A 20,647-nucleotide genomic window follows, 5' to 3' on the forward strand; every position below is an offset into this window, starting at 1 on the left:
GAGGGGGGCATACGCGCCGCCCGTCACCCCGAAGGGCGGGAAAGGGGGCATCCTCTCGCCCGAAAGTACCGCTCGCACGGGGGACCCGGTGGTCCGGCGGGTGTGCGGTGAGGGCTCGGTGGGTAGGAAGCGCCCGGTCGTCCACCCTTTCCCGCGGCGGGACCTCCGAAGGGTACGGCCCCCTCGCCGCCCGGCGTCCGGGCCACGCCTTAACGTTGCCGTATGGCCTACTTTGACGCCGCGTCCGCCGCCCCGCTCCATCCCGTCGGCCGTCAGGCCCTGCTGGCCGCACTGGACGAGGGGTGGGCGGATCCCGCACGACTGTACCGGGAGGGCAGGCGGGCCCGGCTGCTGCTGGACGCGGCGCGTGAGGCGGCCGCCGAGGCGGTGGGATGCCGCCCGGACGAGCTGGTGTTCACCCCGTCCGGCACCCGGGCGGTGCACGTCGGCGTCGAGGGGGCGCTGGCCGGGCGGCGACGCGTCGGATCGCACCTGATCGTGTCTGCGGTCGAACACTCGTCGGTCCTCCATGCGGGGGAAGTTCACACGTCCGGGGGCGGTTCGGTCACCGAGGTCGCGGTGGACCGGACCGGCGCCGTGGATCCCGCGGCGTACGCCCGGGCCCTGCGGCCGGACACCGCGCTGGCCTGCCTCCAGTCGGCCAACCACGAGGTGGGGACCGTACAGCCGGTGGCCGAGGTGGCCGAGGCGTGCCGGGCGGCCGGCGTGCCGCTGCTGGTGGACGCGGCCCAGTCGCTGGGCTGGGGGCCGGTGGCGGGTGACTGGTCGCTGCTCACGGCGAGCGCCCACAAGTGGGGCGGCCCCTCGGGGGTCGGGCTGCTCGTGGTGCGCAAGGGGGTGCGGTTCGCTCCCCAGGGGCCGTCGGACGAGCGGGAGTCGGGGCGGGCGGCCGGGTTCGAGAACATCCCGGCGGTGGTGGCCGCGGCGGCGTCGCTGCGGGCGGTGCGCGCCGAGGCGGCCGAGGAGGCGGCCCGGCTGCGGGAACTGACGGAGCGGATCCGGACGCGGGTGCCGGCCTCGGTGCCGGACGTGGAGGTGGTCGGCGATCCGCGGCGGCGGCTGCCGGGGATCGTCACCTTCTCGTGTCTCTTCGTCGACGGGGAGACGGTGCTGCACGAGCTGGACCGCGCGGGCTTCTCCGTGTCGTCCGGTTCCTCGTGCACGAGCAGCACGCTCACCCCGAGCCATGTGCTGAGGGCGATGGGGGTGCTCAGCGAGGGCAACGTCCGGGTCTCGCTGCCGCCGGGGACGGAGGCCGAGGAGGTCGAGCGGTTCCTGACCGTCCTGCCCCGGGTGGTGGCGGAGGTGCGGGAGAAGCTGGGGGCCCCGGTGGCGGCGGGGGCCGCGGGGGGCACCGCCGGGGGGAGCGGGGTCCTGGTGGTGGACGCGCTGGGCCGGCGCTGCCCGATCCCGGTGATCGAGCTGGCCAAGGTGATCGGCGACGTGCCGGTGGGCGGCACGGTCCGGGTCCTCGCGGACGACGAGGCGGCCCGGCTGGACATCCCGGCGTGGTGCGAGATGCGCGGGCAGGAGTACGTGGGCGAGGAGCCGGCGGACCACGGCTCGGCCTATGTGGTCCGCCGGCTCTCCTGAGCGGGCGCCTGCTTCGGGGCGGGGAGCCCGTCGTGGCGGGGGCCCGTCGGGGTGTCAGGCCAGGTGCTTCTGCACCTCGGCCGCGGGCTCGTCGCCGTAGGCCTGCGCGAAGCGCTCCATGAAGTGGGCGCGGCGCAGCTGGTACTCCTGGGTGCCGACGGTCTCGATGACCAGGGTGGCGAGCATGCAGCCGACCTGCGCGGCGCGCTCCAGTGAGACGCCCCAGGCCAGTCCGGACAGGAACCCGGCGCGGAAGGCGTCGCCCACGCCGGTCGGGTCCGTCTTGCGCTCCTCCTGGGCGCAGCCGACCTCGACGGGGTCCTCACCGGCGCGTTCGATGCGTACGCCCCGGGCGCCGAGGGTGGTGACGCGGTGGCCGACCCTGGCGAGGATCTCGGCGTCGGTCCAGCCCGTCTTGGTCTCGATGAGCCCCTTCTCGTACTCGTTGGAGAAGAGGTAGGTCGCCCCGTCCAGCAGTATGCGGATCTCCTCCCCGTTCATCCGGGCGATCTGCTGGGAGAAGTCGGCGGCGAACGGGATGCCCCGCGAGCGGCACTCCTCGGTGTGCCGGAGCATGGCCTCCGGGTCGTCGGCGCCGATGGAGACCAGGTCGAGCCCGCCCACCCGGTCGGCGACGGTCTTCAGCTCGATCAGCCGGGCCTCGCTCATCGCGCCCGTGTAGAAGGAGCCGATCTGGTTGTGCTCGGCGTCCGTGGTGCACACGAAGCGGGCGGTGTGCAGCGTCTCCGAGATGCGGACGGACTCGGTGTCGACGCCGTGCCGGTCCAGCCAGGCCCGGTACTCGTCGAAGTCGGGGCCCGCGGCGCCGACCAGGATCGGCCGGGTGCCGAGCTGGCCCATGCCGAAGGCGATGTTCGCGCCCACACCGCCCCGGCGCACGTCGAGCTGGTCGACCAGGAAGGACAGCGAGACCGTGTGCAGCTGGTCCGCGACGAGTTGGTCGGAGAAGCGCCCGGGGAACGTCATGAGGTGGTCGGTGGCGATGGAGCCGGTGACTGCGATGCGCACGGCGTGGACTCTCCTGGGGGAGGGGGGATTGACACCCCACGCTACCGGGTACGGGCCGTCTACTTGAAGCCGATGAAACTACCCGATAGTAGATCTTTCTTCGTGACCTTCGACATGCGTACGGTGCCGCTATGACGAACCTCAAGGTCCACGCCCCCACGCAGGCCGACCTCGAAGGCGATCTGGAGTCGCTGCGCGGCGACTGTGCCCGGATGGCCTCCCGCTGGGCGGCGCCGGATCACGTCCACACCCGGCCGGTGCCTCCGTCCCTGATCCACGGCGTGTCCGTGCCGTCCTCCTCGGCGCGGCTGCTGGACGCCATGTCGGATTACGGCGACTGAGCCGGGCCTTCGCCGGCCGGGCTCACGGCTCCCGGGGAAACCGGAGGGGAACCGTGCGCTCCCCCGCTGCGTCCCATCGCCGTCCCCCGTAAAGGGGATACGGGATACGACCCACCAGCAGTCCCGGTGCGACCGGGAAGGGTCTTCCGGGACAGCTGTGCAGCCGAAGGAGCGATGCGGTGAACACCGAGCGGCCCGACAACGACGACGCCGAGGCGAGGGCCTCCGGCAGCGCGCGCGACACCGGGGGCGCTTCGGCCGACGGTCCGACGCAGGACGCCCCGGAGCCGCAGGCCCCGGACCGAACCCCCGCATCCGGCTCCGCCACGCCCGAGGCAGACGTCGAGGCCGACCCCGGAAAGGCGCCGGAGCCCTCGGCGGACACCCCGCAGACCGACGCCGGCGAGGGCCCGGAGTCCGGCCCCGCGAAGGCCCACCGGCCCCGGGCCGGACAGTCGGAGTCCGAAAGCCCGGACTCCGACGACGCGAAGGCCGACGCCGCCGAGCCGCGGAGCCCCGAGCCCGAGGACACGAAGCCCGAGCGAGGCGAGCCCGAGGCACCCTCGGCGGACGAAACGGACGGCCCGGCACCGGAAACCACGGCCGCGGAGGCGGACAGCGGCGAGGACCAGGCCCCGAAGAGCGAGCCCTCGACGGCCGACCCGGATCGGGACGAGAACCCGCAGCCCGGGGCTGCGGAAACAGGTGGCGCGAAGGCCGAGGCCGCCGAGCCCTCGCCGCCGGAACCCGTGGACGCGAAAACCCCGGAGGACGAGCCCGAGGCACCCTCGGCGGACGAAACGGACGGCCCGGCACCGGAAACCACGGCCGCGGAGGCGGACAGCGGTCGGACCGAGGCCGCCGAGCCGTCGGCGGCGGAACCCGTGGACGCGAAAGCCCCGGAAGGCGAACCCGAGGCATCCGGGAGCGAACCCGGTGAGGCCCGTCCGGACCGGGACGGGCGGCCGGAGGCCGTGGGCGGCGGGGCCGAGGTGCCGGAGGGGGACACGGGGGCGTCCGAGCCCGGCGCCCCGCAGGTGGCCGTCGGCCCGGAGTCCGGGAGGGGTGCCGAGCGGGACGGGGAGCGCGGCGGAGCCGGACGGCGGCGGTCGCCGGTGCTGATCGCGTCGGTGGCCGCCGCCGTGCTGCTGGTCGGGGGCGGCGGAGCCTACCTCGCTGCCGGTGCCGTCGGCGGGCCGGGCGACGGTACGACTCCGGGGGTGAACGGGGAGGCCACTCCCCCGCCGCTCACCCTCGACGCCTACGCCGAGGGCGGACCGCACGGCATCGCGCCCGGCGAGCCCAACCCGTACGGCACCGCCTACCGCGCCGCCGGCGCTCTCCCCGACGGCCCCGACTCGGCGCCGGTCTACCGCGCCCGGGGACAGATCACCGAGGCGCAGGTGACCGGCCTGGCGAAGGCGCTCGACGTCGACGGCAAGCCGGTGATGGAGGGCGACTCCTGGCGGATCGGCGGCAAGGACGGCAGCGGGCCCACCCTGCGGGTGGACCGGGAGGCCCCCGGCACCTGGACGTTCAGCCGGTACGCGCCGGGCACCGACGACTGCAAGGGCGAGACCTGCCGGACGCCCTCGGCCGACGACGCCCCGGCAGTGACCGAGGAGGCCGCGCGGAAGGCCGCCGCGCCCGTGCTGAAGGCGCTCGGCCAGGACGCCGCGAAGCTCGACGCGGGCCAGGTCATGGGCGTCAAGCGGGTGGTGAACGCGGAACCCGAGGTCGGCGGGCTGCCCACGCACGGCTGGACGACCGGTGTGGTCGTCGGCGCCGGGGGCGAGGTGGTCGGCGGCAGCGGCCGGCTGTCGACCCCGGTGAAGGGCGACACGTACCCCGTGGTGAGCGCCGAGAAGGCGCTGGAGCTGCTGAACACGGCTCCGGGCGCCGGCGGCAGTGCCGAGATCGGCGGCTGCGCCACTCCCGTGCCGCTGGAGGGCGAGCAGCAGGAGCAGTCGGAGCCGTGTGTCGCGGCGACGCCCCTGCCGGCCACGGACACGGTCACCGTCGACAAGGCGGTGTTCGGGCTGGCCGCGCACGCGGTGGACGGGCGGCAGGCGCTCGTACCGTCCTGGCTGTTCGAGACGGGTCCGACGGCCTCGCAGGACGGCGGCACGGTCACCTATCCGGCGGTCGCCCCCGAGTACCTCGCCTCCGGGGCGTGGCCCGGGGAGTCCGGCACCGGGCGGCCCACCGAGCCGGGCGACGGCGACGAGCCGACCTCGGCTCCGTCCCCGCGCGAGGTCGAGGTCGAGGGCTACACCGCCGAGGGCAGCGAGCTGACGGTCACCTTCACGGGCGGGGTGTGCGCCGACTACGAGGCGGCGGCGAGCGAGCACGGGGACCGGGTCACCGTCACCGTGACCGAGACGCCCTGGCCGGGCAAGGTGTGCATCCTGATCGCCAAGCAGTACCAGCAGACGGTACGGCTCGACGCACCGCTGGGCACCCGTGAGGTGGTGGACGCCGACGGCGAGCCGGTGCCGCTGCACAAGGACGGCGCGCGGCTGCCCACGGCGCCCTCCTCCGGCAGGACGCGCTGAAGCGCTGAGGACGTCCGTACGGCACGAAGGCGGCGGCCCCGCCGAAAGGGGGGCCGCCGCCTTCGTCATGCGCCGCGCCGTGCCGTCCGGGAGGAGGCCCGGACGGGAAGGGGCCGGCTCAGCTGAAGGAGTCGCCGCAGGCGCAGGAGCCGGTGGCGTTCGGGTTGTCGATGGTGAAGCCCTGCTTCTCGATGGTGTCGACGAAGTCGATGGTGGCGCCGCCCAGGTACGGGGCGCTCATCCGGTCGGTGACGACCTTCACCCCGTCGAAGTCCTTCTCCACGTCGCCGTCGAGGGAACGCTCGTCGAAGAAGAGCTGGTAGCGCAGGCCGGAGCAGCCGCCGGGCTGGACGGCGACGCGCAGGGCGAGGTCGTCACGGCCTTCCTGGTCGAGCAGCGCCTTGACCTTCGCCGCGGCGGCGTCGGTCACGATGATGCCGTCGGTGGCGGTGGTGGTCTCGTCCGATACGGACATCTACATCTCTCCCGGGTTGTACGGAGACTGCTTGCCGACGGTTGCAACCGGCGGGGCCGCGGATTCATTCCGGGCCGGGAGCTCTTTCCTCTCGGCTCCGCCTTCATGCTCGCACACGCCCCGGCGGGCGGAAAACGGTCCGTGCGGCGCCCTTCGGAATCGTTCCGGATCGTTCCCGGCGGGGCTTCGGGAATGAACAGCGGGGCACCGGGATTCACGTCACATGGACGCGATGGCCGTCGTCAAAGTGACGTGAACCGGATATGATAGATAGCGTCAATTCGACGAGAAGCCGTCGAACCGGTGTCCCGCTTGTCCCGCCGGGCCGTTCCTCACGGCCCGGCGAGCCGCAGAACAGAAAGGGTGCGTGTCGTGACCACCGCCCAGACCCAGGAGCTCGACGTACAGCCGACGCCCCTCGCCCTGCTGCTCCTCGGCCGAGAGGCCGACCCGAGGAGCGAGCGCGGCGTGGAGTGTCCCGGCGACCTGCCCTCTCCGTCCGACCCGGACCTGGTGGAACGCGCCCGTGCCGCCAAGGAGAAGCTCGGCGACAAGGTCTTCGTGCTCGGCCACCACTACCAGCGCGACGAGGTCATCCAGTTCGCCGACGTCACGGGCGACTCGTTCAAGCTGGCGCGGGAGGCCGCCGCGCGCCCGCAGGCCGAGTACATCGTGTTCTGCGGCGTGCACTTCATGGCCGAGTCCGCCGACATCCTCACCGGTGACGACCAGAAGGTCGTCCTGCCGGACCTCGCGGCCGGCTGCTCCATGGCGGACATGGCCACCGCCGAGCAGGTCGCGGAGTGCTGGGACGTGCTGACCGAGGCCGGCATAGCCGACCGGGTCGTACCCGTCTCGTACATGAACTCCTCCGCCGACATCAAGGCCTTCACCGGCAGGCACGGCGGCACCATCTGCACCTCCTCCAACGCCAAGCGCGCCCTCGACTGGGCCTTCGAGCAGGGGGAGCAGGTCCTCTTCCTCCCGGACCAGCACCTCGGCCGCAACACCGCGGTGCGGGACATGGGGATGTCCCTGGAGGACTGCGTCGTCTACAACCCGCACAAGCCGAACGGCGGGCTGACGGCGGACGAGCTGCGGGCCGCGAAGATGATCCTGTGGCGGGGCCACTGCTCGGTGCACGGCCGCTTCAGCCTGGACTCGGTCAACGACGTGCGCGAGCGCATCCCGGGCGTCAACGTCCTGGTCCACCCCGAGTGCCGGCACGAGGTCGTGGCCGCGGCGGATTACGTCGGGTCGACCGAGTACATCATCAAGGCGCTGGAGGCGGCCCCGGCCGGCTCCAAGTGGGCCATCGGCACGGAGCTGAACCTGGTCCGCCGCCTGGCGAACCGTTTCGCCCCCGAGGGCAAGGAGGTCGTCTTCCTCGACAAGACGGTCTGCTTCTGCTCCACCATGAACCGCATCGACCTCCCCCACCTGGTCTGGGCCCTGGAGTCCCTCGCCGAGGGCAACCTGGTCAACCGCATCGAGGTCGACAAGGAGACCGAGGAGTACGCCAAGCTGGCCCTGGAACGCATGCTGGCCCTGCCGTAACCGGACCGTTCCCCGGCACGAGGAACTCCCCCACGCGAAGGCCCCGAAGATCCCCCGCAGGACACCCGTCTCGGACCCCTGCCCGGTACCTTCGGGGCCTTTCCGCCGATGCGGCCGAAACCTGCTGACGCATCGCGGCCGAGCGCTAGATTGTCGACCGCTTGGCAACGCCCCGGGGGGCGCGGCGACTCCGCCGGCTCCCGCACCGCGCGCGGAAGGATCCCCATGTCGACCGTGGCCACAGAAGAAGGCCTGGGCCTGGGCTCCGTCGCCGCGAGGCTCGAACGGCTGCCGCACTCGCGGTGGCACGTCAAGGTCCGCTTCCTGATCGGCGCCGTCACCTTCTTCGAGGGGTTCGACCTCCTGCTCGCCGCCTCCGCGCTGCCCGTCCTGACCGGGCAGTGGAACCTCTCCACCGGTCAGGCGACCTTCGCCGTCACCGCCGCCTCGGTCGGCATGCTGTTCGGCGCGTTCGGCGCGGGCTGGCTCGGCGACCGGATCGGCCGGGTGCGCACCGTCGCCCTCGGCGTGCTGATCACCGGCCTCGCCAGCATCCTGGTGGCCTGCTCGTCCGGTATCGAGATGTTCGCCGGCTTCCGCTTCGTCCAGGGCATCGGCATCGGCGGCGTGGTGCCCATCGCCGCCACCTACATCAACGAGATCGCCCGCTCCGACAACCGCGGCAAGCTGGTGCTGCTCTACGAGTTGATCTTCCCCGCCGGGCTCTCGGCGGCCTCCCTGACCGCCGTCTGGGTCGTCCCCCACCTCGGCTGGCAGGCGATGTTCCTGATCGGCGGCCTTCCGGTGCTGCTGGCGCTGCTCCTGGTCCGCAAGGTGCCCGAGTCGCCCCGCTGGCTGGCCTCCCAGGGACGCCTGGAGGAGGCCGAGGAGGTCATCGCCAAGATCGAGGCCGAGGTCCAGGCCTCGGTCGAGGGGCCGCTGCCCCAGCCCTCCCCGGACATCCCGGCCGAGGAGTCCCGCGGCCGCCTGCGCGAGATCTTCCAGGGCCGCTATCTGCGTCGTACCGTCATCCTGTCGACCCTGTGGTTCGCGGCCTACTACGTGAACCACGGCATCATCACCTGGCTGCCGTCGCTCTACACCGGGCAGTTCGGGCTGGACCTCACCACCGCGCTGACCTACTCCCTGGTCAGCAACGCCACCGGCCTGCTGGGCACGGTGATCGCCGCGCTGGTGGTCGACCGCATCGGCCGCAAGCCGCTGCTGCTCACCGCACTGCTCGGCACCACGGCCACGCTGGCCGCGCTCGCCGTGGCCGGCGCCACCTCCGGCGGCCGGGTCGCGCTCTTCGCCTCCTGCACCACCTTCTTCGTCTTCGTCATCAACGCCTCGCTCTACCTCTACGCGCCGGAGCTGTACCCGACGCGCAACCGCGCCAAGGGCGCCGCGTTCGGTGGTGTGTGGAACCGCCTCGGTGTGATCCTCGGCCCGATCACGGTCGGCGCGATCATCGCCTCCGGAGCCGGCCTCGACGTCGTCTTCGTCCAACTGGCGGGCGTCGCCGCGGTGGGCGCGGTCGTCGCCTGCTTCGCGGTGGAAACCAAGGGCAGGACGCTCGAGGAGCTCAACGCCTGACGGCTGCCGCGATCCGGAGTGCGTCCGTGCGGGCTCCGGCGAGGCGTGTCCCCGCGCAGCGCGACTCCCGTTCCCCCGCGCGCCCGTCGACGAGCAGCGGCCCTGGCACGGGCCAGGACCGTCCCGGCCGGGTCGAGCGGGTCGAGCGGGTCGAGCGGGTCGAGCGGGTCGGCCTCCAACGCGTCGGCCTGGCAGGAGAGTCGGCCGTGCGGGTCGTCCGTGCCCGGACAACGGGAGGGGCGCCCCGTGACGGCTTCACGGGGCGCCCCCTCGGTGTGCGGACGGGGTGTCAGACCTGGGCCGGTTCCGGCTCCTCCGAGGTCTCCGGCTGCGCGGGCACGCCCTTCTTCGCCGCCCGCTTCTTCGCACGGCGCTCCTTGCGGAGTTCCAGCATGGCGTAGAGGGTCGGGACCAGGAGCAGGGTGAGCAGGGTCGACGTGACCAGGCCGCCGATGACCACCACGGCGAGCGGCTGGGCGATGAAGCCGCCCTCGCCGGTGACGCCGAGCGCCATCGGGAGCAGGGCGAAGATCGTCGCCAGGGCCGTCATCAGGATCGGGCGGAGCCGGTGACGGCCGCCCTCGATCACGGCCTCGACGATGCCGTGGCCGCGGTCGCGGTACTGGTTGATCAGGTCGATCAGCACGATCGCGTTGGTCACCACGATGCCGATCAGCATCAGCATGCCGATCATCGCCGGGACGCCCATCGGGGTGCCGGTGACGAGCAGCAGGCCGAGCGCGCCGGTCGCCGCGAACGGGATGGAGACCAGCAGGATCAGCGGCTGGGCGAGCGACCGGAAGGTGCCGACCAGCAGCATGAAGACGATCGCGATCGCGGCCAGCATCGCCAGGAGCAGGTTGCCGAAGGCCTCGTCCTGGTCGGCGGTCACGCCGCCGATCTCGGCCGTCGCGCCCGCCGGGAGCTTCAGCGCGTTGATCTCGGTCTGGAGTTCCGCGCTGACCGCGCCGGTGTTGTCGCCGGTCGGCCGGGCGGTGACGGTGGCCGAGCGCTGGCCGTCGATCCGGGTCATGGAGACCGGGCCGTCCACCAGCTCGACGGTGGCGATGTCACCCAGCTTCACCGGGCCGAGCGGCAGCTTCTTCAGCTCGGCCAGGGTGGTGGCCGACCGCTCCGAGCGGATGACGACGTCCCGCTCGGTGTCGTCCAGCACCACCTTGGCGGCCGGGGTGCCCCGTACCGCCTGGGCGACGGCCGCGCCGAGCGTCTGGTCGTCGAACCCGGCTGCGGCGGCACGGGAGTTGGCCTTGACCGAGATGCGCGGCACGCTCTGCGACAGGTCGCTGGTGACGTCGGTGACGTCGTCCAGGGAGGCCACGGCCTTCTGCACCTGGTCGGCCGCCTCGCGCAGCACCTTCGGGTCGGCCGCCTTGACGACGACGCTCAGGTTCTGGTTGCCGAAGCCGTCGCCGGCCGCGACGGTGGTGGTGCCGATGCCGTCGAGGTCGGCGAGACCCTTCTCGAGGTCGGCCCGCACCTCCTCATGGGAGGCGGAGTCCTCCAGCATCACCTGGTACGTCGCCTGGTTGGCGTCCGTACCGCCGCCGAAGGCCGCCATGAAGCCGGACGAGCCGATGGTGACCTGGTGGTCCTTGACGCCCTCGGTCTCGCCGAGCAGCTTCTCGACCTTCTCGGCCTGGGCGTCGGTCGCCGCGAGGCTGGTGCCCGGCTCCAGCTCCTGACGGAGGGTGAGGACCTTCTGCTCGCCCTGGTCGAAGAAGTTGGTCTTGAGCAGCGGCGTCATGGCGAACGTGGCGATCAGGACGACGACCGCGATGGCCAGGCTGGCCAGCCTGCGCCGGGTGGCGAAGCGCAGCACGGAGATGTAGCCGCGCTGGAGGCGGCTCTTCGCCTCCTTCTCCTCGGCCAGCCGACGGGCCTCCTCGGCGTCCTCGGGGGTGCCCTTGGGGGGCCGCAGGAACCAGTACGACAGGACGGGGACGACCGTCAGCGACACCAGCAGGGACGCCAGCAGCGCGGCGGTGACGGTGAGGCTGAAGGAGCCGAACAGCTCGCCCACCATGCCGCCGACCAGGCCGATCGGCAGGAAGACGGCGACGGTGGTGAGGGTCGCGGAGGTCACCGCGCCGGCCACCTCGCGCACCGCCTTCATGATCGCCTCGTGGCGTTCCTCGCCGTAGCCGAGGTGCCGCTTGATGTTCTCCAGGACGACGATGGAGTCGTCCACGACCCGGCCGATCGCGATGGTCAGCGCGCCCAGGGTCAGCATGTTCAGCGACAGGTCGCGCGTCCACAGCACGATCAGGGCGAGGACCACGGACAGCGGGATGGAGACCGCCGTGACCAGCGTCGAGCGGATCGACGCGAGGAAGACCAGGATCACCAGGACCGCGAAGACCAGACCGAGCGCGCCCTCGGTGGTCAGGCCCGCGATGGCCTGGGAGACCGCCGGGCCCTGGTCGCTGACGACGGTGAGCTCGGCGCCCGAGCCGAGGTCCTCTCGCAGGTCGGGCAGCAGGTCGGCGACGGCGTTCGAGATGGTGACCGCGCTGCCGTCGTGGTCCATGGTGACCACCACGGCGAGGCTGGGGCTGCCGTTGGTGCGGGTGAGGGAGGTGGCCGTGGCCTCCCGCTGCTCCACGGCGGCCACCGAACCGAGGCGGACCGGCTTGCCCTCGCCGGGCCCGCCGGCGACCCTCAGGTCCTCGATCTGCTGGATCGAGGTGTAGCCGCCGCCCACCTGGACGGTGCGGTTGGCGCCGTCCTCGTCGAAGGAGCCGGCCGGGACGGTCACGCCGCCCGCCTGCAGGGCCTGGGCCAGCGCCTGGGGCGTGAGACCGGCCTTGGCCAGCTTCGCGTCGTCGGGGGTGACGGTGACCTGGAGCTCCCGCACGCCGTCCACCATGACCTGGCCGACGCCGTCGATGTCCTTCAGCGCGGGCACCACGGTCCGGTCGAGCTGGTCGGCGAGGGCCTGCTGGTCCTTGTCGGAGGTGACGGCGAGGACCACGGCCGGGATGTCGTCGGTGGAACCGGCGACGACCTGCGGGTCCACGGAGTCGGGCAGCATCGCGCGGGCCCGGTTGACGGCCTGCTGGACGTCGGCGACGAGCTGATCGGTGTCGTTGCCGAAGTCGAAGGACGCCATGATCACGGCGTTGCCCTCGCCGGCCTTCGAGGTGACGCCGGAGATGCCGTCGACGGCCTCCAGGTTGGCCTCGATGGGCTCGACGACCTGCTTCTCCACCACGTCGGGGGACGCGCCCTGGTACGGGGCGATCACGGAGACCATGGGCAGTTCGATGGTGGGCAGCAGCTGCTGCTTGAGCTGAGGTATCGCGATCGCCCCGAACACGAGCGCGATGATCGACATCAGTCCGATCAGCGCCCGTTGCGCGAGGCTGAATCTGGCCAGCCAGGACATGGGTTACAGGTCTCTCTTCTGTGGACGGTCAGGGGTACGGGACGTACCTGGGGGGAGAGGCGGGCGCGGAGGGGCGTCCGTTCTCCACACTGGGGCATCGGGGAGGGCCGATCCGTAGGCCCGAGGTCCTGTTCCTCGGGCGGCGGCTACTCCCCCCGCAGTACGCGCGGTGGCGTTCACTCCACCCTCGGGCGGACCAGCCCCGACTCGTAGGCGGTCACCACCAGCTGGGCCCGGTCGCGGGCGCCGAGCTTGGCCATGGCCCGGTTGACGTGGGTCTTCACGGTCAGCGGGCTGACCTCCAGGCGTTCGGCGATCTCGTCGTTCGAGTGGCCGCCGGCGACCAGGACCAGCACCTCGCGCTCCCGTCCGGTCAGCGAGTCGAGCCGCTGCGCGCGGGCCGGGTCGCGGTCGGCGTCCTCGGCGGTGCCTCCCTGGGCGAGGAAGCGGGCGATCAGGCTCTTGGTGGCGGCCGGGGACAGCAGTGCCTCCCCCTCGGCGGCGATCCGGATGGCGTTCAGCAGCTCCTCGGGCTCGGAGCCCTTGCCGAGGAAGCCGGAGGCGCCGGCCCGCAGCGACCGCACCACGTAGTCGTCGACCTCGAAGGTCGTCAGTATGACCACGCGGACCCCGTCGAGCTCGGGGTCGGCACTGATCAGCCGGGTGGCCGCGAGGCCGTCGGTGCCGGGCATCCGGATGTCCATGAGGACGACGTCGGCACGCCGCTCACGGGCGAGGCGGACCGCCTCGGCGCCGTCGGACGCCTCGCCCACCACCTCCATGTCCGGCTCGGAGTCGACGAGGACGCGGAAGGCGCTGCGCAGCAGCGCCTGGTCGTCGGCGAGCAGGACTCGGATCGTCATACGGGCTCTCCCCCGGGGGCGCTGGTCACGGGCCGCCCTGGGCTGTGGACGTGCCGGGCTCGAGGGGCAGGATCGCATGGACGCGGAACCCGCCGCCGAAGCGGGGGCCGGTGGTGAGGGTGCCGCGCAGGGCGGTGACGCGCTCCCGCATGCCGAGCAGGCCGTGCCCGCCGCCGTGGCCGGCGCCCTGCCCGCCGTCGCCGGCGCCGTCGTCGAGGACGGTGATCTCGATGCGGGGACCCACCCTGACGACGCTGACCTCAGCCTTCGCCTCGCTGCCCGCGTGCTTCTGGACGTTGGTGAGGGCCTCCTGGATGACCCGGTAGGCGGCCAGGTCGACTGCGGCGGGCAGCGCGGGGCCCTGGTCCTCCCGGGCGACCAGGACTCTCAGTCCGGCGCTGCGGAAGGTACCGGCGAGTTCGTCGAGGCGGTCCAGGCCGGAGGTGGGCTCGGTGGGCGCCTCGGGGTCGTCGGACTGACGCAGCAGGCCGACGGTGGCGCGCAGTTCCTCCAGCGCCGAGCGGCTGGCCTCCCGTACGTGGCCGAGGGCCTCCTTGGCCTGGTCCGGCCGCCTGTCCATGACGTGGGCGGCGACCCCGGCCTGGACGTTGACCAGGGCGATGTGGTGGGCGACCACGTCGTGCAGGTCGCGGGCGATGCGCAGGCGTTCCTCGGCGACCCGGCGGCGGGCCTCCTCCTCACGGGTGCGTTCGGCCCGCTCGGCGCGTTCCCGGATGGCCTGGACGAAGGCGCGGTGGCTGCGGACGGCGTCCCCGGCGGTGGCGCCGATCCCGGTCCAGGCGAGGAGCCCCAGGTTCTCCTGGGCGTACCACGGCAGCGGGCCGGCGATCATGGCGGCGCCGGTGAGGACGGTCATGGTGAGCAGGCCGACCCGCCAGGTGGTGGGGCGCTCGGTGGTGGAGGCGACGGTGTAGAGCGCGACGACCACGCACATGGCGACCGGGGCGCGGGGGTCGCCGGTGACGGACTCGGCCACGGAGACGGCGCCGGTGAGGGCGAGGACCGCGCGGGGCGCCCGGCGCCGGAGGACCAGCGCGGCGGCGCCGAGGGCCATGAGGGCCAGGCTGAGCGGGTCGGGGGTGCGCAGTTCCCAGGTGACGCCGTGCGGGCCGTGCGGGTCCACGAAGGACCCCGCCACCATGCACACCAGGACGCCCGCGGCCAGGGCGGCGTCCAGGGCCAAGGGATGGGCGCGCAGCCGGCACCGGGCGCGCTGGAGGGTGCTCACGACCGTTCACCGTACGGCGTCCGCGGCACCGCCGTGCCGCCCGGTGCCGCCGTGACGTCCGGTGCGCGGACCGGTCGTGGACCGCCCGTGAGGGACCCGGCGGGGCCGGGTCTCCCCACGGGCCCGCGGTTCACGGGCCCGGGATCAGTCCGTCCTCGCTGAGCAGCTCCCGGACCTCCTCGATGGTGGCGTCCGGGGAGGGCAGGATGAGGTCGGAGGGTTCCAGCGCGTCGTCCGGCAGCGGTTCGCCGAGCTCGTGGACCCTGGAGAGCAGGGCGGTGAGGGTACGGCGGAAACCCGGGCCGTCGCCGCTCTCCATCTCGGTGAGGAGTTCCTCGTCCAGTTTGTTCAACTCGGCGAGGTGGCTCTCGGCCAGAGCCACCTGCCCCTCCCCCATGATCCGTACGATCATGTCGGCCTCCTGGGTCCGGCGAGGACCTCGGTCGTCGGCACGGCTTCCCGTGCGGCGGTCACTGCTTGTCGAACCGCGGGGTGTCCTGCGGCTGCTGCCGGTCCTGGGACTGCTCGCCGCCCTCGATGGCCTGCTGCCCGGCGGAGGGGCCTCCCGCCAGCTCGGCCTTCATACGCTGCAGCTCCAGTTCCACGTCCGTACCGCCCGAGAGCCGGTCCAGCTCGGCCTGGATGTCGTCCTTGTGCGTGCCGGACGGGTCGTCCAGGGCGCCGGAGGCGAGCAGTTCGTCGATGGCGCCGGCCCGCGCCTGGAGCTGGGCGGTCTTGTCCTCGGCGCGCTGGATCGCCAGCCCGACGTCGCCCATCTCCTCGGAGATGCCGGTGAAGGCCTCGCCGATCCGGGTCTGCGCCTGGGCCGCCGTGTACGTGGCCTTGATGGTCTCCTTCTTGGTGCGGAAGGCGTCGACCTTGGCCTGGAGCCGCTGGGCCGCGAGGGTCAGCTTCTCCTCCTCGCCCTGGAGCGTCGCGTGCTGCGTCTCCAGATCGGTCACCTGCTGCTGGAGGGCGGCGCGGCGGGAGAGCGCCTCACGGGCCAGGTCCTCCCGGCCCAGCGCGAGCGCCTTGCGCCCCTGGTCCTCCAACTTGCCCGACTGGGACTGGAGCTGGTTGAGCTGGAGCTCCAGGCGCTTGCGGCTGGTCGCCACGTCGGCGACACCGCGCCGGACCTTCTGGAGCAGCTCCAACTGCTTCTGGTACGAGTAATCGAGGGTCTCGCGCGGATCCTCGGCCCGGTCAAGGGCCTTGTTCGCCTTCGCGCGGAAGATCATCCCCATACGCTTCATGACACCGCTCATGGGCTTCGCGCGCCCCCTTCTGACGGACTCCGGCTCACAGCTCTGCGACAGAACCCACAGTACGGGCCCTGCATCCATTACCGCACTGTTCGGGGACGGATGCGCTCATCCCCAAGGACGACTGAGCGGCCGCCCGATCCGGCCCAAGGAGTAGGTGAACCCCGGGGCGGACGGGACAACACACCCCAAGTCGTGCGCAACGTCCCCTGTCTGTCCTTCTACAGACGACTGGTGTTGCCGGATCGTTCCCCCCGGAACCGGGGTCCAACCCCGCGGACCCCGTACCCTTGGGTTCTGTGTTCCGTAGCCGTGCCAAGGAAGAGAAGGCCCACGCCGACAAGGCGGCGGTGACCGACTCCAAGCAGACCCGCCACCCGGAGGCCCCCAAGGGCCGTCCCACGCCCAAGCGCAGCGTGGCCCAGACCCAGCGTCGCAGCGTGGCCAACACGTCGATGACGCGCAAGGAGGCCGCCAAGCGGCAGCGAGACGAGCGCCGAGCCGCGATGGAGCGTCAGCGCCAGGCGCTGGCCAGTGGCGACGAGCGTTACCTGCCCGCCCGTGACAAGGGCCCGGTGCGCCGTTTCGCGCGCGACTTCGTCGACTCGCGGTTCCACATCGCGGAGTACTTCCTCCCGATGGCCGTGGTCATCCTGGTGCTGAGCATGGTCCGGGTCCCCCAGCTGCAGAACATCGCGCTGCTGCTGTGGCTGCTCGTGATCGTGACGATCGTGCTCGACTCCATCGTGACCGGCTTCCGGCTGAAGAAGCGGCTGGCCGAGCGCTTCCCCACCGACAACCGGCGCGGCGCCGTCGCCTACGCCCTGATGCGTTCGCTCCAGATGCGCCGGCTGCGGCTGCCCAAGCCCCAGGTCAAGCGCGGAGAGCAGCCCTGAGCACCCTGCCGTTCGCCGAGGGCCGACCGCCCTCGGCGGGCCCGGTGGTGAGCCCGGAACGACCCGTGGTGCCCGCACCGGCCTCGCCGGTCGGGACCGGCGGGCCGGACGGGCCGGACGGTGTGCGGGAGGTCGTACGGCTGGAGCTGGTGGCCCGCCAGCTGGACGAGCAGATAGTGGGGCGGTTCCCGGTCGGGCGGCGGCTGCGCGTGCTCGACGTCGGCATGGGCCGGGGCTCGCAGGCGCTGCGGCTGGCGCGGGCCGGTCACTCGGTGACCGGTCTCGAACGGGACGCCGAGCTGCTCGCCGCCGCGCGTGCGGCGCTCGCCCGGGAGCCGGAGGGCATCCGGGAGCGGATGGAGATCGTCGAGGGCGACGGCCGGGACACCGGTGTGCACTTCCTGCCGGGCAGCTTCGACGTGGTGCTCTGCCACGGCGTGCTCATGCACGTGGCGGAGCCGGACCCGCTGGTGGCGGGGCTGGCCCGGATGCTCGCCCCGCGCGGACTGCTGTCGCTGCTGGTGCGCAACGGTGACGCGCCCGCGATGCGGTCCGGCCTGCGCGGCGACTGGGCCGGCGCGCTGGCCGCGTTCGACGCGACCTGCCACGTGGACGAGGAGTCGGGGCTCGAGATACGGGCCGACCGGCTGCAGAAGCTGACGGCGACGCTCGCCGGGCTCGGGGCGCCGCTGCACACCTGGTACGGCGTGCGGGTCTTCACGGACACGGCGACGGACGACACGCGCGCCCCCGGCGTCCCGGACGACCTGGAGACCCTCCTGGAGGTCGAGGAGCGGGCCGGGCGGACGGACCCCTACCGCGGGGTGGCGTCGCTGCTGCACCTGTGCGGCGTACGGGGCTGACGCGGACAGACGCGACAGACACAGCCGGACCCGGAGGGGGCGAGGGCCGGAGCCCTCGCCCGTGAACTCAGCTCCCGGGCCTCAGGTTTCGGACCTCAGGTTTCGGACCTCAGGTTTCGGACCTCAGGCCTCGGTGCTCGCCTGGTCCGCGTGGAGACTCATCGGCCCGTAGATCTCCGTGGTGTCCTCCAGCAGCCGCACCTGGTCGGCGCCGCCCTCCAGCAGGGCCTTCCAGTTCTCCCCGATCCAGGACTCGGCGTCCCCCTGCGTGGTGAACTCCTCCGGCTGCACCGCGGGCTCGACCTGCGTCCCGTCGGCCTTCTCGAACCGCCACGTCCATGCCGCCATGTACGCCTCCGTGGGTGTCAGCACACTGCACAACAGGAGCCGGATCTTGGTCCGGCTCCTTGCAAGAGACTAGGCCAGGACATGGGGTCTGTGCGGTGGATCATGCGGGGTGGCTGCCCGGTCGGGCGCGCAGGAGCCGTGGGGACGGGTGAAAATCGGGTCCGTGGAACTCACTCTGCTCGGTACCGGTACCCCGGCGGGACTGCCCCGCCCCGACTGCCCCTGCGCCGCCTGCGCCTCCGCCGCCGGCCCGCACGCGCGCGCGGCGACCGCGCTGCTGGTGGACGGCTCGCTGCTGCTCGACCTCATGCCGGGCGTGGCGTTCGCGGCGGCCCGCGCGGGGCACTCGCTCGGCGGCGTGCGCCAGGTGCTGCTCTCCCATCCGCACGACGGGCCCGCAGTCGAGGTGCCGGCCGGTCTGCCGCAGCCCGGCCGGGTGCCGGACGGGCGGGAGCTGGCGCTGCTGACGGGCCACCGGGTGCGGGCGGTGGCGCTGGACTCGCCGGGCACCGGGTACGCGGTGACCGGCCCGGACGGGCAGCGGCTGCTGTACCTGCCGCCGGGCGCGGCGCCGGCCGGTCTGGAGGAGCCGGCCGAACCGTACGCCATGGTGCTGCTGGACGTCGTGGGGCGCCCGGACGCGCTGGCGCGGTTGCGGGCGGTGGGCGCGGTCGGGCCGACGACGGATGTCGTCGCCGTGCACCTGGACCACGACGTGCCGCCCGGCGCGGAGGTGCGCCGTCGGCTCGCGGCGGCCGGGGCGCGCGCCGTGCCGGACGGGACCACGCTGGAGGTGGGCGCCTACGAGGACGTGCCCGATCTGCCGCGGCGGACGCTGGTGCTGGGAGGGGCCCGGTCGGGCAAGTCGGTGGAGGCCGAGCGCCGGCTGGAGACGCTCCCGGAGGTGCTGTACGTGGCGACCGGCGGGTCCCGCAACGGGGACACCGAGTGGGCGGCCCGGGTGTCGGCCCATCAGGAGCGGCGGCCCGGGTCGTGGCGGACCGTCGAGACCTGCGACCTGGTGCCGCTGCTGGAGGACGACGGGCCGCCGCTGCTGGTGGACTGCCTGTCGTTGTGGCTGACGGATGCCATGGACGCCGTCGGGGCGTGGGACGACGCCCAGTGGGCCGACGGCGGCGAACGGGCGCTCCGGGAACGGGTGCGTGAGCTGACGGACGCGGTGCGCGCGACCCGGCGGACCGTGGTCGCGGTCTCCAACGAGGTGGGCTCGGGCATCGTGCCCGCCACCGCCTCCGGCCGCCGTTACCGGGACGAACTCGGGCGGCTGAACGCGGCGTTCGCGCAGGAGTGCGAGCAGGTGCTGCTGGTGGTGGCGGGACAGGCGCTGGTGCTGAAGGGGTGAGCGGGCGGGCCGGGTCAGCCCCTCGGCTTTCGCGCGATGATCCGGTACGCGTTGGCGAACGGGGTGTGCCGCAGCAGCGGGGCCAGGGCGAGGTCCGTGAGCGCCGCGGCGACCACCACCGGGGTGCCCGCGCGCAGCAGGACGGTGCGCGCATGCCGCTGGAACGGGGTCGGCGGGATGGCGCGCCAGGGGGCGTCCGGGGCGGGCAGGGCGTGGGAGAGGGCCAGCGCGGTGGCACCGGCCAGGTCGTACGGAACGTGCACCGCGCGGTGCCCGGGGCCTGATCCGAACGGGATCCTGGGCCGGGTGGTGACGATCTCGCAGCCGAGCCGCTCCAGTTCGGCGCGGAGGTTGCGCGGCGGGAGCAGGTGCAGCCGGCGGGGCTGGTCGTAGGAGAGCCACCACCGGCCGAACAGGGCGGCGAACGCGCTGCGGGGGTCCAGGGTCTCGACGAGCAGATGGCCGCCGGGGCGCAGGGCGTCGAGGGCGGCGTGGAGTTCCGCCCTCGGGTCGGTGGTGTGTTCCAGGTGGTGCAGCATGCTGACCACGTCGTAGCGGCCCGCCACCCTGGCCCGCAGCCGTGCGGAGGTCAGCGGGCCGATGTGGGCCTCCTCGACCCGGCCGAGGGCGCGGGCGCGCTCGACGCGCGGGGTGAGGTCGGTGCCGTCGAACGCGGTGTACGGGAAGAACTCCCGCGCGGTCTCCGGGAAGCGGGCGTGGCCGGTGCCGACGTCCAGCCAGCTCTCCGGTTCGCCGAAGCGCAGCATCGTGCGGGCCGTGGCGCGGCGGCGGCGCGGGGCGTCGCGCAGCGCGAGGACGGCGTCGGTGACGGCGTCCCGGGGGGCTCCGCGCAGCACCCGCCGGTGGAAGGCGAGGCCCTCCGCGGTGAGGCGGGGGTTCTGGAAGGTGTGCCCGCAGTCCCGGCAGGCGTCGACGGTGAACCGGCCCGGCCGGTGGCGCCGCAGGTCGCCGGTGCGCAGCCGGTTGCGCAGCCGTGCCGAGCCGCACCAGGGGCAGTCGGCGCGGCGCGGCTCGTGCACCCGCGCGGAGGCCTGCTGGGCGGGTACGGCAACGGCGCCGGCGCCGGGCACGGCGGCCGACGGGGAGGCGAGGGGCGCGTCGGGCACGGACATGGGCGGCTCCCGGTGGGTCGGACGGGCGGGCGGAGGGACTCAGGGGCGGGCGGACGGAACGCCGGCACGTGCGGATGACATTCCACGGCAAAACGTT

At 73.2% G+C, this 20,647-nt stretch carries 17 protein-coding genes; 8 read left to right on the forward strand and 9 right to left on the reverse strand.

The window, feature by feature from the left end:
- Positions 1–222: 222 nt before the first annotated feature.
- Positions 223–1,614, forward strand: coding sequence for an aminotransferase class V-fold PLP-dependent enzyme (locus ACWEQO_RS01825; RefSeq protein WP_452977753.1), 1,392 nt, complete (start codon positions 223–225; stop codon positions 1,612–1,614).
- A 54-nt stretch (positions 1,615–1,668) separates the two neighbouring features.
- Here ACWEQO_RS01825 and ACWEQO_RS01830 read toward each other — a convergent pair whose 3' ends face one another.
- The gene (locus ACWEQO_RS01830; protein WP_361462121.1) at positions 1,669–2,643 is read right to left on the reverse strand and encodes a carbohydrate kinase family protein; all 975 of its coding nucleotides are present in this window, start codon (positions 2,641–2,643) and stop codon (positions 1,669–1,671) included.
- 131 nt (positions 2,644–2,774) lie between these two features.
- Here ACWEQO_RS01830 and ACWEQO_RS01835 point away from each other — a divergent pair, with 131 nt between their 5' ends.
- Positions 2,775–2,984, forward strand: coding sequence for a hypothetical protein (locus ACWEQO_RS01835; RefSeq protein WP_452977756.1), 210 nt, complete (start codon positions 2,775–2,777; stop codon positions 2,982–2,984).
- Positions 2,985–3,163: 179 nt separating this feature from the next.
- Positions 3,164–5,539: a hypothetical protein gene (locus tag ACWEQO_RS01840; protein WP_452977759.1), complete on the forward strand. Its 2,376-nt coding sequence runs from the start codon at positions 3,164–3,166 to the stop codon at positions 5,537–5,539.
- Positions 5,540–5,657: 118 nt separating this feature from the next.
- Here ACWEQO_RS01840 and ACWEQO_RS01845 read toward each other — a convergent pair whose 3' ends face one another.
- The gene (locus ACWEQO_RS01845) at positions 5,658–6,014 is read right to left on the reverse strand and encodes a HesB/IscA family protein (protein WP_109377461.1); all 357 of its coding nucleotides are present in this window, start codon (positions 6,012–6,014) and stop codon (positions 5,658–5,660) included.
- A gap of 372 nt (positions 6,015–6,386) precedes the next feature.
- On the opposite strand from ACWEQO_RS01845, the gene nadA reads away from it, so the two are divergent.
- Positions 6,387–7,571: a quinolinate synthase NadA gene (nadA, locus tag ACWEQO_RS01850; RefSeq protein WP_452977764.1), complete on the forward strand. Its 1,185-nt coding sequence runs from the start codon at positions 6,387–6,389 to the stop codon at positions 7,569–7,571.
- Positions 7,572–7,796: 225 nt separating this feature from the next.
- On the forward strand, positions 7,797–9,167 hold the full coding sequence (locus ACWEQO_RS01855; RefSeq protein ID WP_452977767.1) for an MFS transporter: 1,371 nt from the start codon (positions 7,797–7,799) through the stop codon (positions 9,165–9,167).
- A 289-nt stretch (positions 9,168–9,456) separates the two neighbouring features.
- Here the strand turns inward: ACWEQO_RS01855 and ACWEQO_RS01860 are convergent, their stop codons facing one another.
- The 5 genes from ACWEQO_RS01860 to ACWEQO_RS01880 all read right to left on the reverse strand — a co-directional run bounded on the left by ACWEQO_RS01860 (position 9,457) and on the right by ACWEQO_RS01880 (position 15,950).
- Complete coding sequence (locus ACWEQO_RS01860) at positions 9,457–12,573, reverse strand: efflux RND transporter permease subunit (protein WP_452977770.1); 3,117 nt, start codon at positions 12,571–12,573, stop codon at positions 9,457–9,459.
- A gap of 176 nt (positions 12,574–12,749) precedes the next feature.
- The gene (locus ACWEQO_RS01865; protein WP_452977773.1) at positions 12,750–13,436 is read right to left on the reverse strand and encodes a response regulator; all 687 of its coding nucleotides are present in this window, start codon (positions 13,434–13,436) and stop codon (positions 12,750–12,752) included.
- Between the two features lie 25 nt (positions 13,437–13,461).
- Complete coding sequence (locus ACWEQO_RS01870; protein WP_452977776.1) at positions 13,462–14,685, reverse strand: sensor histidine kinase; 1,224 nt, start codon at positions 14,683–14,685, stop codon at positions 13,462–13,464.
- Between the two features lie 130 nt (positions 14,686–14,815).
- Positions 14,816–15,097 (reverse strand): PspA-associated protein PspAA, encoded by a 282-nt coding sequence (gene pspAA, locus ACWEQO_RS01875; RefSeq protein ID WP_361462140.1) that lies wholly within the window; start codon positions 15,095–15,097, stop codon positions 14,816–14,818.
- Positions 15,098–15,155: 58 nt separating this feature from the next.
- The gene (locus tag ACWEQO_RS01880) at positions 15,156–15,950 is read right to left on the reverse strand and encodes a PspA/IM30 family protein (RefSeq protein ID WP_361462142.1); all 795 of its coding nucleotides are present in this window, start codon (positions 15,948–15,950) and stop codon (positions 15,156–15,158) included.
- 206 nt (positions 15,951–16,156) lie between these two features.
- On the opposite strand from ACWEQO_RS01880, the gene ACWEQO_RS01885 reads away from it, so the two are divergent.
- Positions 16,157–16,843, forward strand: coding sequence for a DUF3043 domain-containing protein (locus ACWEQO_RS01885; protein WP_361462148.1), 687 nt, complete (start codon positions 16,157–16,159; stop codon positions 16,841–16,843).
- 149 nt (positions 16,844–16,992) lie between these two features.
- Positions 16,993–17,706: a class I SAM-dependent methyltransferase gene (locus ACWEQO_RS01890; protein ID WP_361448770.1), complete on the forward strand. Its 714-nt coding sequence runs from the start codon at positions 16,993–16,995 to the stop codon at positions 17,704–17,706.
- A 123-nt stretch (positions 17,707–17,829) separates the two neighbouring features.
- Here the strand turns inward: ACWEQO_RS01890 and ACWEQO_RS01895 are convergent, their stop codons facing one another.
- A complete protein-coding gene (locus ACWEQO_RS01895) occupies positions 17,830–18,054 on the reverse strand; it encodes a hypothetical protein (RefSeq protein ID WP_109377633.1) in 225 nt (74 codons plus the stop codon).
- A 163-nt stretch (positions 18,055–18,217) separates the two neighbouring features.
- Here ACWEQO_RS01895 and ACWEQO_RS01900 point away from each other — a divergent pair, with 163 nt between their 5' ends.
- Positions 18,218–19,417, forward strand: a complete 1,200-nt coding sequence (locus ACWEQO_RS01900) for a bifunctional adenosylcobinamide kinase/adenosylcobinamide-phosphate guanylyltransferase (protein ID WP_452977781.1) — start codon at positions 18,218–18,220, stop codon at positions 19,415–19,417.
- Positions 19,418–19,431: 14 nt separating this feature from the next.
- On the opposite strand, the gene ACWEQO_RS01905 is transcribed toward ACWEQO_RS01900, so the two are convergent.
- Complete coding sequence (locus ACWEQO_RS01905) at positions 19,432–20,550, reverse strand: methyltransferase domain-containing protein (RefSeq protein WP_361448702.1); 1,119 nt, start codon at positions 20,548–20,550, stop codon at positions 19,432–19,434.
- Positions 20,551–20,647 lie beyond the last annotated feature (97 nt).

This window comes from Streptomyces sp. NPDC004051 (genome assembly GCF_053604275.1).